15 protein-coding genes are annotated in these 14642 nt (G+C 66.7%); 9 read left to right on the top strand and 6 right to left on the bottom strand.

Features of this window, described 5'->3' with window-relative positions; translation table 11 throughout:
* Positions 1-4: 4 nt before the first annotated feature.
* The 4 genes from OSB52_RS06910 (at position 5) to OSB52_RS06895 (ending at position 3540) form a co-directional block, all read left to right on the top strand.
* Positions 5-889: a TIGR01777 family oxidoreductase gene (locus OSB52_RS06910; protein WP_266060932.1), complete on the top strand. Its 885-nt coding sequence runs from the start codon at positions 5-7 to the stop codon at positions 887-889.
* Complete coding sequence (lipB, locus tag OSB52_RS06905; RefSeq protein ID WP_266060930.1) at positions 882-1607, top strand: lipoyl(octanoyl) transferase LipB; 726 nt, start codon at positions 882-884, stop codon at positions 1605-1607. The genes OSB52_RS06910 and lipB overlap by 8 nt, the downstream gene beginning before the upstream one ends.
* Before the next feature lie 2 nt (positions 1608-1609).
* Positions 1610-2668, top strand: a complete 1059-nt coding sequence (gene lipA, locus OSB52_RS06900) for a lipoyl synthase (RefSeq protein WP_372512370.1) — start codon at positions 1610-1612, stop codon at positions 2666-2668.
* A gap of 131 nt (positions 2669-2799) precedes the next feature.
* On the top strand, positions 2800-3540 hold the full coding sequence (locus OSB52_RS06895; protein WP_266060928.1) for a DUF4191 domain-containing protein: 741 nt from the start codon (positions 2800-2802) through the stop codon (positions 3538-3540).
* A gap of 30 nt (positions 3541-3570) precedes the next feature.
* On the opposite strand, the gene OSB52_RS06890 is transcribed toward OSB52_RS06895, so the two are convergent.
* Positions 3571-3810, bottom strand: a complete 240-nt coding sequence (locus OSB52_RS06890) for a hypothetical protein (protein WP_266060926.1) — start codon at positions 3808-3810, stop codon at positions 3571-3573.
* Between the two features lie 141 nt (positions 3811-3951).
* On the opposite strand from OSB52_RS06890, the gene OSB52_RS06885 reads away from it, so the two are divergent.
* A complete protein-coding gene (locus OSB52_RS06885; RefSeq protein ID WP_266060925.1) occupies positions 3952-4407 on the top strand; it encodes a TetR/AcrR family transcriptional regulator in 456 nt (151 codons plus the stop codon).
* A 50-nt stretch (positions 4408-4457) separates the two neighbouring features.
* Here OSB52_RS06885 and OSB52_RS06880 read toward each other — a convergent pair whose 3' ends face one another.
* Complete coding sequence (locus OSB52_RS06880; RefSeq protein ID WP_235722751.1) at positions 4458-4955, bottom strand: RDD family protein; 498 nt, start codon at positions 4953-4955, stop codon at positions 4458-4460.
* Positions 4956-5301: 346 nt separating this feature from the next.
* Between OSB52_RS06880 and glnA (OSB52_RS06875) the strand changes: the two genes are divergently transcribed.
* The 4 genes from glnA (OSB52_RS06875) to OSB52_RS06860 all read left to right on the top strand — a co-directional run bounded on the left by glnA (OSB52_RS06875) (position 5302) and on the right by OSB52_RS06860 (position 7983).
* Positions 5302-6735 carry a type I glutamate--ammonia ligase gene (gene glnA / locus OSB52_RS06875; protein WP_235722750.1) on the top strand — a complete coding sequence of 478 codons (1434 nt, stop codon included), beginning with the start codon at positions 5302-5304 and terminating at the stop codon, positions 6733-6735.
* 155 nt (positions 6736-6890) lie between these two features.
* Positions 6891-7082, top strand: coding sequence for a hypothetical protein (locus OSB52_RS06870; RefSeq protein ID WP_235722748.1), 192 nt, complete (start codon positions 6891-6893; stop codon positions 7080-7082).
* Positions 7083-7140: 58 nt separating this feature from the next.
* Entirely contained in the window at positions 7141-7443 is a 303-nt protein-coding gene (locus tag OSB52_RS06865; protein WP_235722747.1) for a GlsB/YeaQ/YmgE family stress response membrane protein, read from the top strand.
* Between the two features lie 129 nt (positions 7444-7572).
* Positions 7573-7983: a phage holin family protein gene (locus OSB52_RS06860; protein ID WP_266060922.1), complete on the top strand. Its 411-nt coding sequence runs from the start codon at positions 7573-7575 to the stop codon at positions 7981-7983.
* On the opposite strand, the gene OSB52_RS06855 is transcribed toward OSB52_RS06860, so the two are convergent.
* From OSB52_RS06855 to OSB52_RS06840, 4 genes are all read right to left on the bottom strand, one after another.
* Positions 7980-8612: a biliverdin-producing heme oxygenase gene (locus tag OSB52_RS06855; protein WP_266060921.1), complete on the bottom strand. Its 633-nt coding sequence runs from the start codon at positions 8610-8612 to the stop codon at positions 7980-7982. The genes OSB52_RS06860 and OSB52_RS06855 overlap by 4 nt on opposite strands.
* Complete coding sequence (locus OSB52_RS06850; protein WP_266060920.1) at positions 8609-11623, bottom strand: bifunctional [glutamine synthetase] adenylyltransferase/[glutamine synthetase]-adenylyl-L-tyrosine phosphorylase; 3015 nt, start codon at positions 11621-11623, stop codon at positions 8609-8611. The genes OSB52_RS06855 and OSB52_RS06850 overlap by 4 nt, the downstream gene beginning before the upstream one ends.
* 49 nt (positions 11624-11672) lie before the next feature.
* Positions 11673-13013: a type I glutamate--ammonia ligase gene (gene glnA, locus OSB52_RS06845; protein WP_235722742.1), complete on the bottom strand. Its 1341-nt coding sequence runs from the start codon at positions 13011-13013 to the stop codon at positions 11673-11675.
* A gap of 84 nt (positions 13014-13097) precedes the next feature.
* A complete protein-coding gene (locus OSB52_RS06840; protein ID WP_266060919.1) occupies positions 13098-14633 on the bottom strand; it encodes an alpha/beta fold hydrolase in 1536 nt (511 codons plus the stop codon).
* Between the last annotated feature and the right edge of the window lie 9 nt (positions 14634-14642).

Here is a 14642-nt window from a genome sequence, read left to right as displayed (position 1 = left end):
CGAGATGCGCATCGCCGTCGCCGGCTCGCAGGGCCTGATCGGCACCGCGGTGGTCGCCGCACTGCGCGAGGCCGGCCACACGGTGGTCCGACTGGTGCGACGCGAGGCACTCGATGACGACGAGTTCAGCTGGGACCCTGAAACTTTCGGGGTCCCAGCGGAGAGTCTCAATGGCGTCGACGCGGTGATCGGCCTCGGCGGTGTCGGGGTCGGTAACCAGCGTTGGAGTGGGCGGTTCAAGCAGGAGTTGCGGGATTCCCGGATCACGCCCACCGAGGTGCTGGCCGAAGCAGTGGCCGCCGCAGGCGTGCCCACCTTTCTCAGCGCTTCGGCGACCGGGTTCTATGGCAACACCGGCAGTCACGTGGCCACCGAGGCCGACGGCGCCGGTGGCGGATTCCTCGCCGGCCTGGTCACCGACTGGGAACACGCGGCGACGGCCAACGCCGGCAGCAGTACCCGCGTGGTGCTGCTGCGGACGGCACCGGTGCTCTCGCGCCAGGGCGGTCTCTTGGGTCGGCTGCGGCCGATATTCTGGTTCGGCCTCGGCGGTCCGATCGGCAGCGGTGAGCAGTACTTCTCCTGGATCACCTTGCCCGACGAGGTACGCGCGATCGCGTTCCTGCTCGAATCCTCGATCAGCGGTCCGGTGAACCTGTGCGCCCCGGGTGCGCTGCCGTTCGGTGAGTTCGCCTCGGCCGTGGGCCGCTCGATGCATCGTCCGACAGTCCTGAAGGTGCCTGCCTTCGCGGCGAAGGCGGTGGGCGGCGAGATGGCCGAGGAAATGATTCTGTTCAGTCAGCGCGTTGCACCTGACGTGCTCACCGAACATGGATTCTCATTCCGCCATCCCGACATCGACACCGCACTCGGATACGCCAATGCGTGAGGGTTCGATCCGCGCCTCGAGCGATCCGATCGAGGTCCGACTACTCGACGGCCTCGTCGACTACCGCACCGCGTACGACCTGCAGCATCAACTGGCCGGTGACCGTGCCGACGGAGTCCTCGACCACGACGTGCTGTTGCTGCTCGAGCACGCCTCGATCTATACCGCGGGCAAACGAACAGAGGACGCCGACCGACCGACCGACGGATCGCCGGTCATCGACGTCGACCGGGGTGGCCGCATCACCTGGCATGGGCCGGGGCAATTGGTCGGCTACCCCATCGTGAAGCTCGCGGAACCCCTCGATGTGGTCGAGTACGTCCGTCGCCTGGAAGAAGCACTGATCACCGTCTGCGCAGATCTCGGTGTCGCGACGACCCGCGTCGAGGGTCGGTCAGGTGTGTGGGTTGTCGACACGCCTGCGAGCGTCACGAAGACCGACGAACGCAAACTCGGTCAGATCGGCATCCGCGTCGCCCGCGGCGTCGCATTGCACGGCGTCGCACTCAACGTCGATCCCGACATGTCCGCCTTCGACGCGATCGTCCCGTGCGGCATCGCCGACGCCGGCGTCACCTCGCTGGCCCGCGAACTCGGCAGACCACTGGGCCTCGACGCGTTCATAGATCCTGTCGCCGCGGCCATCACCAACGCACTCGACCACGACCATCGCGCCCCGGATGCCCTGAGCACCACGGGCGTAGCATCGGAGCAGTGACTGTGTCCTCATCCACCGACCACACGACCGCCGCCAACGGTTCCTCGGCCACCCCCGAGCCGGCCGGCCGCAAACTGCTCCGCCTCGAGGTGCGCAACGCGCAGACCCCCATCGAGCGCAAGCCGAACTGGATCAAGACCCGCGCAACCATGGGGCCCGAGTACACCGAACTCAAGGGCTTGGTGAAACGCGAAGGCCTGCATACCGTCTGCGAAGAGGCCGGCTGTCCCAACATCTACGAGTGCTGGGAGGACCGCGAGGCCACCTTCCTCATCGGCGGTGAACAGTGCACGCGTCGCTGCGACTTCTGCCAGATCGACACCGGCAAACCCGCCGAACTCGACCGCGACGAACCGCGTCGCGTCGCCGAGAGCGTCCAGGCGATGGGTCTGCGCTACTCCACCATCACCGGTGTCGCCCGCGACGACCTGCCCGACGAGGGCGCGTGGCTCTACGCCGAGACCGTACGGGCCATCCACCGTCTCAACCCGGGCACCGGTGTGGAGAACCTGATCCCCGACTTCCACGCCAAACCCGATCTGCTGGCCGAGGTGTTCGAGGCCCGTCCCGAGGTCCTGGCGCACAACCTGGAGACCGTGCCGCGCATCTTCAAGCGCATCCGACCGGCGTTTCGGTACGAGCGGTCGCTCGACGTGCTCACCCAGGCCCGCGACTTCGGACTGGTCACCAAATCCAACCTGATCCTCGGGATGGGCGAGACGCCAGAAGAGGTGCAGTCGGCCATCGTCGACCTGCACGAGGCCGGTTGCGACATCCTCACCATCACCCAGTACCTGCGCCCCTCGCCGCGGCACCACCCGGTCGAGCGGTGGGTCAAGCCCGAGGAGTTCGTCGACCACTCCGAGTTCGCGACCGAGGTCGGCTTCGCCGGGGTGATGGCCGGACCACTGGTCCGCTCGTCCTACCGCGCGGGACGGCTCTACGCGCAGGCCATGGCATATCGCGGCCGTGACCTGTCCCCCGCGCTGGTGCACCTCGCCGACGAGGGTTCGGCCAGCCAGGAGGCATCCAGCCTCCTCACCCGCCTCGCCGGCAGGTAACCGGGCTCGACACCGACCCCTGGGTTCGCCCCTCGGCCATCTCCGCCTCCGCGCGCGTCCGGAGGACCTGCGTACCACGTCCGGAGGAACCCTTGCGAGGGGTGGTGGCGTGGCGCCGTAAACTGGGCTCCATGGCAAAGGCGCAAGACAAAGAGGCGAAAGCCGCGGCGAAGAAGGCTCGGAAGCAGGCGTCGAAGGAACGTCGCCAGCAACTGTGGCAGGCCTTCCAGATGCAGCGGAAGGAAGACAAGCGGCTGATCCCGTACATGGTCGGCCTGTTCGTGCTCATCGTCGCCATTTTCGTCGGGCTCGGCCTGCTGTTCGGTTCGGTGTGGTTGCTGTTGCCCCTCGGTATCGTCCTGGGCCTGCTCGCCGCGTTCATCCTCTTCGGCCGTCGCGTGCAGCGCACCGTCTACACCCGGGCCGAAGGCCAGCCGGGAGCCGCCGGATGGGCGTTGGGCAACATGCGCGGCCAATGGCGGGTGAAGCAGGCCGTCTCGGGCAACGCCCATCTCGACGCCGTCCATCGGGTCATCGGCAAGCCGGGTGTCATCCTCGTCGGCGAGGGTTCGGCCACCCGCGTCAAACCCCTGCTCGCCCAAGAGAAGAAGAAGGCCGCGCGGGTCGTCGGCGACACCCCTATCTACGAGATCGTGGTGGGCAACGACGACGGGCAGATCCCGCTGAACAAGCTCGAGCGCCACATCAACAAGCTGCCCAAGAACATCGACGGCAAGCGGATGGAGACCCTCGAGGGTCGGTTGTCGGCGCTGGGCGGACGCAATCCGCAGGGGCCGGGCATGCCCAAGGGCCCGATGCCCGGCAACGCAAAGGTCCGCGGGATGCAGCGCACCGCGCGGCGTAAGGGCTGATCCGCGGGGCGTGCGGTCACCCACGCGCCGTCACGTGGCCTGTGCCTGATCCAACACGTAGAAGACGAAACCGCCCGGGTCGCTGTAGGCGGCGATCGAACCGTCCGGGATCTCCGACGGCTCCGCGACGACGCCGAGTTCACTCGGCCGGTCGGCGTGAAAAGCGGCGACGCTGTCGATTGCGAACACCGGACCGCTCGGGGCATCCGGGTCGGCTGCGTCCAGCATGATCCCGACATCGGAATCGGGCAGCGCGAGCGTCACAGTCATATCGCCTTCTCGCCACTTTTTCGACGAAGCCCGATCCGTCGCGATACAGGCTCAGCGAGGCCTGTAGGTCGCGCGTCGGAGCCAGTAAGAATTCCAGCTTCATAGTGGTTTCCGGTATCGACCTCGGCCAAGGGCCGATTGGTGCTGTCTGCGGTCGAACTGTTCGGCGCCCGACCGTATGCAGAGGTCACCGTGGGTGATCTCGCCGGGGCCGCCGACGTCACCACGGGGGCCCTGTATCACCATTTCCAGAACAAGCTCGGCCTCTACCGGGTGGTGCGCACCGATGTCGAGCAACGACTGCTGGACCGCATGACGGGCGCGGCGGCCGGTCGGGACTCGTTCCGGCTACGACAGGCGCTCGTGGTCGGGTTCGACTTCGCCGTCGACAACGAGTTCACGCGCATTCTCGGCGAAGCGGCGCCCTACGCCGACGAAGACCGCGTGGCGGAGTTCCTGTCCGACATCACGCGTGGCGGAACGAGCACCGGCCGAGTCCTCGCCGCGACGTGGCGGGCCTCGGTCCTGACGGTCACCGACGCCGAGTCGGCGGCGGAGTCGCGAGAGGTGCTCGCGCGCTTGGGCGCGGCCTTCTGACGGGCGGCCGGTGGCCCTTTACGAGGTGGCACCGGCGCCCATCACCTGGCTCATCGGCTCCGGACCAATGCCGTGCCGGTGGCGCGATCGTGCAGAGCACGCCCGTTGTAGTCGTTGATCAGCGCCGGCACCAGGAACACGATCAGCACCTGCCGACCGAGAGCTCGCAGGATGCCGACCGCGGCAACAGGGACCTCGCCGGTCACCTCCGCCTCGGTCCGATCGGGTCCGTAGTCGACGCGCGCCACCCGAAGGCCGACAGCGAACTGCCCTGGAGTGAAGCCGAACAGCGTCAGCGACACCACTCCCAGCACGAACCACACGAACAACACCGTCGTGCCCAGATTCGGCGAGTCGAACGAGACGAACAGCAGTGAAACCCCACCGGCCAGAATCCAATCCACACCGAGTCCCAGGGTCCGCAGCCAGCCACCGGCCAGGGATCCGGGTCCCGACTCCGGTAGGCCCAAATCCTGCCCACGGTAGTCGCCACCGCCGCCCGGACCGATCTGTGGTCCCGACAGCCACGTTCCCGTTGCGCGGCCCATCAGAACCACTCCCCCACACCGGGCGAGGGCGAATGATCGGACGGAGTCGGTACGCGCATGTTCTCCATGGTATCGGCCCGTGTGTGCCGACCTCCCCGACGACCGTTCGCGACGATTCGGGGAGTTGCGTGGTGCGTCGGGGACGGGCATGGCATTGTTGCGATGCGGGACACCCGTGTTGTCGAGGCATCAAGGGCGTGTAACACAGGAGAAACATGCCCTTGACGGCTAGGCAACCTCGCGTCCATACGGTTCCAGCTGAGATCCGGCGCTGCATCTCGTGGTGCGGCGGATTGAGTCGGGCCAGGTCGCTGGCCACCCGAACAAGTTAAGGAGTCACCGCACGGTGTACAGCAGCAAAGAAGAACTACTCGAGGGCATCAAGAAAGAAGGTGTCGAGTACGTCGACATCCGCTTCTGCGACCTGCCCGGTGTGATGCAGCACTTCTCGATCCCGGCCTCGGCGTTCACCGAGGACGTGTTCGAGGACGGCCTCGCCTTCGACGGCTCGTCGGTTCGCGGCTTCCAGTCGATCGACGAGTCGGACATGATGCTGCTACCCGACCCGGCCACTGCGCGGATCGATCCGTTCCGCAAGGCCAAGACGATGAACATCAGCTTCTTCGTCCACGACCCCTTCACCCGTGAGGCCTACAGCCGCGACCCGCGCAACGTCGCCCGCAAGGCCGAGGACTACCTGGCCTCCACCGGCATCGCCGACACCTGCTTCTTCGGCGCCGAGGCCGAGTTCTACATCTTCGACGGCGTCTCCTTCGGATCGGAGATGAACGGCACCTTCTACGAGGTCGAGTCGGAATCGGGCTGGTGGAACACCGCCTCGCCGACCGACCCGGACGGCAGCCCGAACCTCGGCTACAAGGTCCGCCCGAAGGGTGGCTACTTCCCGGTCGCGCCGTACGACCACTACGTGGATCTGCGCGACGAGATGTCGACCAACCTGCAGAACGCCGGTTTCGAGCTCGAACGCGGCCACCACGAGGTCGGCACCGGCGGCCAGGCGGAGATCAACTACAAGTTCAACACCCTGCTGCACGCGGCCGACGACGTGTTGCTGTTCAAGTACATCATCAAGAACACCGCGTACGCGAACGGCAAGACCGTCACCTTCATGCCGAAGCCGCTCTTCGGCGACAACGGCTCGGGCATGCACGCCCACCAGTCGCTGTGGAAGGACGGCAAGCCGCTGTTCCACGACGAGGCCGGCTACGCGGGTCTGTCGGATCTGGCGCGCTACTACATCGGCGGCATCCTGCACCACGCGCCGTCGCTGCTGGCCTTCACCAACCCGACGGTGAACTCCTACAAGCGCCTGGTCCCGGGTTACGAAGCCCCGATCAACCTGGTCTACAGCCAGCGCAACCGCAGCGCCTGCGTGCGTATCCCGATCACCGGCAACAACCCGAAGGCCAAGCGCCTCGAGTTCCGCTGCCCGGACAGCTCGGGCAACCCGTACCTGGCGTTCGCGGCGATGATGATGGCCGGCCTCGACGGCATCAAGAACAAGATCGAGCCGCACGAGCCGGTCGACAAGGACCTCTACGAGCTCCCGCCAGAGGAGGCCAAGAGCATCCCACAGGCGCCGACCTCGCTGTCCGCGGTCATCGACAAGCTCGAAGAGGATCACGAATACCTCACCGCCGGTGGCGTGTTCACCGAGGACCTGATCGAGACCTGGATCGCGCTCAAGCGTGAGAACGAGATCGAGCCGGTGCAGATCCGTCCCCATCCGTACGAGTTCTCGCTGTACTACGACTGCTGAGCGCAGCACCTGCGCAGCACGCCTGACGCGAAGGGCGGCCGGGATATCACCCGGCCGCCCTTCGCCGTCTGCGCAGCTCAACATTCGCGTGATTGACGTCACGTTAAGGCCTTTGTACCCTGCCGTTTCACTCCGATTCGATTTAAGTTGAGGACATGAGCCGCACCAGATTCGTCGAAGACCTCACTCCGGGCGACCGCATCAGCGTCAACGGCATCCGAGCCGTCGTCCGCACGCCCGCGACCCGGACCGCCACCGATCAGCTCCTGCTGGAGCTCGTCACCAGCTCCGACGACGACCGCAGCGAGATCCTGCTCGACTCCGGCGCCAAAGTCGAAATCTTGTAGTCACCGAATATCGGTGTCGCCGTGACCCGGCGCGATTAGTCTGCGTTCAGGAGGTGTCATGGACATCGGGAGTCTGATCGCAGCGCTGCTACTCGGTTTCGTGTGTGGAGCCATCGCCCGCGCGTTGGTCCCCAACGACGCATTCAAGGCGATGAGCGGATGGAAGTCCTGGGCGGCTTCAACCGTCTTGGGTCTACTGGGCGCACTGCTGGGTTATTGGATCTTCACCGGCCTGCTGGGCATCGGCGATGAGGACAAGTTCGACTGGGGCGGCATCATCGGTGCCCTGATCGGCTCGGTCATCGTCGTCGCGGTCGGTTCGGCAATCCTCAAGCGCACCGGCACCGGTCGTCGCGTCTGATCGTGACCTGATTCACCGGTCGCGCCGCCCGGCCCGATCGTTGCGCGTCGGCGTCGTTCTGGCGACGACACGGTCGAGCAGGCCGGCGAATGCTGCAGGTGCCAGGCCTGCGGACACTAGGATGACGTCATGATCCGCATTCTGGTGCGCACGCTCACCTATCTCATCTCCGCGGCGATCGGGTTGCTCGTCGCGACCTGGATCCTCGACGACATGACCGTCCACTTCGCGGGGTTCCTCATCGCCCTGGCGGTTTTCGCCGCCGCACAGTTGATCCTGAGCCCGTTCATCACCAAGTTCGTCCACCGCAACGCCGAGGCGTTCATGGGCGGAGTGGGTCTGGTCTCCACCTTTGTGGCATTGCTGTTGGCGACGCTGCTGGGCGGCAACGGGATAGAGATCAGCGGCGTCGAAACCTGGATCGCCGCAACCGTCATCGTCTGGCTGGTGACCGCCGCCGCGACCCTGGTGGTCCCCTACCTGCTGGTGAAGGCAGGGATCACCAGCGCTCGGGAGAACCGGGCGGATTCCACGAATTAGCGTCCCGCCAGCTCGGCGAACATCTGTTCGTTGTGCTCGAACGCCCGGACCGCCTCATCGAGGAGGCTGCGCACCTGGCGGTCGTCGAGCGGAAGGCCATCCAGAGTGTCCCGGTACGTGTCTTTGTAGCGCTTGAGCTTGTCGATCTCGTCGAACACGTAGAAGCTCAGCGCGTCGTCGGTCAGCCCGTAGTGCAATTTCATCCGGCTGCGGATCACCTGTCCGCCACTGAGATCACCGAGGTAGCGGGTGTAGTGGTGGGCGACGAATCGGACCGGATCGGTGCGAGTCCGCTCGATCGCAGCCACATACGCGGCCACCCCGGGCAACGGAGTGATCGTGGTCGGGTCCACGCCGAGTGCCGCCAAGTCGGCCGTCAGGCGCGGCAGCCGGCGCAACCGCTCGTCGACCACCGCTCCGGCGACCTCGTCGCCGGAGAGTTCGTCACCGACCGATTCCAACGCGCGATAGATGAAATAGAGCTGCACCGCCATCCGCAGGTACCCGGCGGCGTCGAGACGTCCCGACATCAGATCGTCGACGAAGTGCGCTCGTTCGGCGCGATCGTGGGCCACCGCGGTTGCTGAACGCAGACCCGCGGACACCGACTGTGCGTTGTGCCCGCTCATGCGCCGAACACCTTGCGCACCACGACCTTCGCTCTACGCGTCACCCGCAGGTAATGCTCAAGGAACTCCGCGGCCTGGTCTTCGGGCCACCCCGCGGCGTAGGCAACCGCACGCAGCTGGCTGCCGGGGGCCGGCAATTGATCGACCGGTTTGCCCCGTACCAGCACCAGCGCATTGCGCGCCTGGGTGGCCGTGAGCCACGCTTCCTTCAACTGCGCCACGTCGTTCTCGCCGAGCAGTTCGACCGCCCCAATGGCGTCCAACGATTGCAGGGTGGACGTGTTGTGCAGCGACATGTAGCGATGCGCGTGGCGCAACTGCAGGAGCTGGACCGTCCATTCGACGTCGGCCAATCCGCCTCGACCCAGTTTGGTGTGCGTCGCCGGGTCGGCACCGCGCGGGAGCCGTTCGGCGTCCACGCGCGCCTTGATCCGGCGGATCTCCTTCACCGCATCCGCCGACACCCCACCCTCGGGGTAGCGGATACGGTCGGCCATGTGCAGGAAGTCGACACCGAGCTGATCGTCGCCGGCAACCTGATGCGCCCGGAGCAGTGCCTGGATCTCCCAGGGTTGTGCCCACTGGTCGTAGTACGCCGCATACGCCGCGAGCGTCCGCACCACCGGCCCGTTACGACCCTCCGGACGCAACCCGGTGTCGACCTCGAGCGGCGGGTCCTCACTGGGCGACCCCAGCATCGATCGGACCTTCTCCGCGATCGTCTGCGCCCATCGCACTGCGGCCGACTCATCGGCGTTCGGTTGCGGCTGGCAGACGAACAGCACATCGGCGTCGGACCCGTAGCCCAGCTCTCCCCCGCCGAGCCGGCCCATACCGATCACCGCGATCCGCGCGGGCGCGGGTTCACCGCGGTCGCGTTCGGACTGCGCGATCGCCACGCTCAGTGCCGCGTTCAGCACCGCCGCCCACACACTCGACAGGGCCGCGCACACCGCCGGCACATCCATCAGTCCCAGGATGTCGGCTGAGGCGATCCGCGCGAGTTCGAACCGGCGATGCGAACGAGCCACCGCCACCGCACGTTTCAGGTCGGTTTGCCGCACCGTCGACGCGATCAGCCCCTTGGCGACGTCTTCTGGTCGCACGTCGCACAGTTTGGGTCCGTTGGCGCCGTCGGAATAGAGGTGGATGACCTCCGGCGAACGCATCAGCAGGTTCGCGATGTACTCCGAGGTGCCCAGGACGTGCATCAACCGCTCGGCGACCACACCGTCGTCGCGCAGCAGGCGGATGAACCATTCGGCGTCGTCCATCACGTCGCACAGCCGCCGATAGTTCAGCAGGCCGGCATCGGGATCGGGGGTGTTGCCGATCCACTCCAGCAACGACGGCAGGATGAGCAGTTGGATCTGGCCCCGTCGCCCGGGCGACGACGCCAGCGCGCGGATGTGACTCAGTGCGCGTTCGGGTTTCGCGTAGCCGAGGGCGGACAGCCGACGCTCAGCCGACTTGTCGGACAACGTCAGTTCGTCGGTGTTGAACCGGGTGGCCGCCTCCAACAGCGGACGGTAAAAGAGCTTCTCGTGCAAGCGACGGATACGGGCCTTCTGCCGGGTCAGTTCCTCGCGCAACACGGTCGTGGCGTCTTTGTCACCTTCTGGGCGGATGTGCGCCGCCCGCGCCAGCCACCGCATGTTGCCGGTGTCCTCGAAGGCGGGCAACAGGTGTGTCCGCGACAGGCGTTGCAGTTGGAGACGATGTTCGAGGGCACGCATGAACTGATAGGACGCATTGAGATTGGCGCCGTCGTCGCGACCGACGTAGCCACCGGCGGTGAGGGCGGTCAGCGCGTCCACGGTGGCCTTCTCGCGGATGTCCTCGTCGACACGTCCGTGCACCATCTGCAGCAACTGCACCGCGAACTCGACGTCGCGGAGACTGCCGCTGCCGAGTTTGAGGTTGCGTTCACGCAATTCCTCGGGCACCAGCGATTCGACGCGCCGTCGCATCGCCTGCACCTCCGGAACGAAATCCTCCCGTTCGGCAGCCGTCCACACCATCGGGTTGACGGCGTCGACGTAGTCGGCGGCGAGCTGCATGTCGCCGGTCATGGCGCGCGCCTTCAACAGCGCCTGGAACTCCCAGGTCTTCGCCCATCGTCGGTAGTAGGCGACATGGGATTCCAGCGTGCGGGTCAACGCGCCCGCCTTGCCCTCGGGTCGCAGCGCCGCGTCCACGTCGAAGAACGCCAACGACCCGACGCGCATCATCTCGCCGGCGATCCGGGCGGCCACGCCGTCGGCCGGTTCGCTGACGAAAACCACGTCGACATCGCTGACGTAGTTGAGCTCACGCGCACCGCATTTGCCCATTGCGATCACGGCGAGCCGTACCGGCAGCGGGTTGTCGCCGCACACCTCGGCAATCGCGACGGCGAGCGCAGCCGTCAAGGCCGCGTCAGCGGCGTCGGCGAGAAATCCGCCGACCTCGGGCAGATAGTGAACCGGTTCGTCTTCGACTGTCGGCGCCAGATCGTGCGCGGCCAGCTCCAGCAGCAGATTCCGATACGCGATCCGCAGAGCGACCACAGCTTTGGGTCCGGTGACCGCCGCGCGATAGAGCTTGTTGCCCTGCTCCACCTCGCCGGGTTCGGCCCTGGCGTCGACCGATGCCAGCATCCGGGTATAGATCTCGTCGAGGGTGGGTAGCGTCGACGACGTCAGCAACCGCCAGCTCGCCGGTTCGGCGACGAGGTGATCGCCGAAGGCATCGGACGCCCCGAGCACCGCGAACAGGCGTCCCCGGAAGCCACGATCGTCACGGATCAGCCGGTCGATCTCCGACCACTCGTCGGCGGAGACCACGCCTTTGATCCGCATCAACGCACGCAACGCCAGATCCGCGTCCGCCGCGCGCGACAGGGCCCAGAGCACGTCGACCGATTCGTCGTTGTTCCAACCCAACTCCGAGAGGTGGCCCGGAGCGGTGTCCTCGAGCAGCCCCAGCCGTCCCGCGCTGGGCAGGCGGCCTCGTCCACGAAGTGAAGTCACAACCCAAAACTAGCGGGCGGAGCCGACCACCTCTCACTCAGGTGGCGGGTCAGAGAGGCAGGTAGCTCTTGAGTTCGTAGGGGGTGACCAGGCTGCGATAGTTGGCCCATTCGGTCCACTTGTTACGCAGGAAGTAGTCGAAGACGTGCTCCCCGAGCGCCTCGGCGACCAGCTCGGATTTCTCCATCTCGGTCAGCGCGTCGGCGAGGCTGCCGGGAAGTTCCCGGTAGCCCATCGCCCGGCGTTCACCTGGGGTGAGCGCCCACACGTCGTCCTCGGCCTCGTCGGGCAGTTCGTAGCCTTCCTCGATCCCCTTGAGCCCGGCCGCCAGCAGCACGGCGAACGTCAGGTACGGATTGCAGGCCGAATCCGGGCTGCGGACCTCGATTCGGCGCGAGGATGCCTTGTTCGGCGTGTAGAGCGGTAGCCGGACCAGCGCGGACCGGTTCGCGCCACCCCAGGTGGCCGCCGTCGGCGCCTCCCCGCCGTGAATGAGCCGCTTGTAAGAGTTCACCCACTGGTTGGTGACCGCGGACAGTTCACTGGCGTGGTGCAGAATGCCTGCGATGAACTTCTTTCCGGTCGCCGACAACTGCATCGGGTCGTCGGGGTTGTGGAATGCGTTCGAGTCGCCCTCGAACAGGCTCATGTGGGTGTGCATTGCCGAGCCGGGGTGCTCGCTGAACGGTTTGGGCATGAACGTGGCCCAGACACCCTCTTCGATCGCGACCTCTTTGATCACGTACCGGAAGGTCATGACGTTGTCGGCCATCGACAGCGCGTCGGCGTAGCGCAGGTCGATCTCCTGCTGGCCGGGTGCGCCTTCGTGGTGGGAGAACTCCACCGAGATCCCCATCGACTCGAGCGCCTCGATCGCGTGCCGCCGGAAGTTGGGCGCCGCGTCGTGCACGGCCTGATCGAAGTAGCCGCCGGTGTCAGCCGGTGTGGGCACGCTGCCGTCGAGCGGGGCGTCCTTGAGAAGGAAGAACTCGATCTCCGGGTGCACATAACAGCTGAATCCCTGGTCGGCCGCCTTGTTCAGCTGGCGGCGCAGCACATGCCGGGAATCGGCCCAACTCGGCGTGCCGTCGGGCATCGCGATGTCACAGAACATCCGGGCCGAGTGGTGGCGGCCCGCCGACGTGGTCCACGGCAGGATCTGGAACGTCGATGGATCCGGCTTGGCAACCGTGTCCGCCTCGGAGACGCGGGAGAACCCCTCGATGGCCGAACCGTCGAACCCGATACCCTCTGCGAAGGCTCCTTCGAGTTCGGCCGGCGCGATCGCCACCGATTTGAGATAGCCGAGTACGTCGGTGAACCACAGCCTGACGAATCGGATATCGCGCTCTTCGAGGGTCCGCAGCACGAATTCCTTTTGGCGATCCATGTCCGGGACATTAGAAGTACGCTGTTAAATCTGTGTTACACGCGCAAGTCAAACCCGACACGCTGGGCTTTTTCGGATGCCATCTCAACATGTGAGACTTCGTGACGAGTTGGTGGGATCAGCCAGATAGCTGTCGACCGCCTCGTCGACGCAGCGGTCACCGACGAAGACCGCCGTGTGGTCGGCGCCGACCACGGTGACCGTCTGCGCCCCGATCCTGTTGGCCACCGACATCGCCGTCCGATACGGCGTCGCCGGGTCCCCGGTCGTCGCCACGACGAGAGGAGTCGGCGCCGTCGCCGGCCAGGCCACGCTCGCCGGATCGGCGCCAGGCTCCGCCGGCGACCGGGCCGGTGGAGGCAGAAGTTCGCAGATACTCACCGGGCCCCGACCGGTGCCACGTCCGTCGTCGAGGAACGGCGCGGCGATCCTCATCCGCCGGTCCAGCTCGCCGGGGTCGGCTCCCGCGTCGAGCGGCGGTTCGTCGGCGCAGCTGATCGCCAGGAACGCATCCTGCATCGGACCGTAGCGACCATCGTGGCCGCGTCCCTCGTACGCATCGGCCAACTGCACCATCGGAGTGCCGTCGGCGCGCTCGAGCGAGCCGAGCGCGCGACGCAGATCGCCCCACCGGGACCGCTGGTACAGCGCGAAGATGGTGCCCGACTCCGCATCCCCGGCGGTCAGTGATCGATCACCGGCGGGTACGGGCCGGGTGACCAAGGGCCCTACGAGGCCGCGGTAGACCTCGACCGCGCGATCGGCGCGATCACCCAGCGGACACCCCGCCCGGGCCACGCAGTCGGCGGCGAATGCGTCGAACGCAGCCTGGAAGCCGGCCATCTGCTCAACCGTCGCATCGTCCGGGTCCTGCGTGGGATCCACCACCCCGTCGAGGACCATCGCGTGCAGGCGGTCCGGATACCGCTGCGCGTAGGCGAAACCAAGACGCGTGCCATAGGAGTGACCGAGAAACGAGATCTCCTCGACGCCGAGCAGTTGGCGGACACGGTCGAGGTCCGCTGCCACGAAGTCCGTGCCGACCCGCGTAAGGAACTGCGTGCCGATCCGATTGGCGCATCGTTGAGCGATGCTGCGCCGGTAGGACTCGATGCGTCGCACACCGGTGGTCGACCGGTCACCGAAGTCCATCGCTCGTTCGGCGTCACGCTCGGCATCGGTGCGACACCGCAGCGACGGCCGCGAGGCGCCCACCCCGCGCGCATCGACCGCCACGAGATCATGGGTGGCGGCGATCGGTTGCGATGCCAGCGCCGCCGCCGCGCCGACGAGATGGCCGACGCCCGACGCCCCCGGGCCGCCCGGGTCGATGACCACCGTGCCGTTGCTCGGGCCCGCAGCAGAGATCCGCGCGACGGCGAGATCGACGGTCCCCCGACCCGTGTCGGTTGGGTCGAGCGGAACCTCGACCCAACCGCACGACACACGCCCGGCGAGCATGCCGGGTACCGCGCCGGCGGCCACTGCGAACTCCGGACCACAGGGCCGCCAGTCGATCTCGGCGTCCGCCGGGTTCACGCGACAGCCACTGACGACCGTCACCAGCACCAGCAGGACGAGCAATCCGGCGCGTCGAGGTAGCGTCCCGGAGCTCGCCATGGCACAGAT

The sequence above is a fragment of the Gordonia aquimaris genome (assembly GCF_026262595.1).
Lineage (GTDB): Bacteria > Actinomycetota > Actinomycetes > Mycobacteriales > Mycobacteriaceae > Gordonia > Gordonia tangerina.
This window is presented reverse-complemented; position numbering and strand designations above follow the sequence as displayed.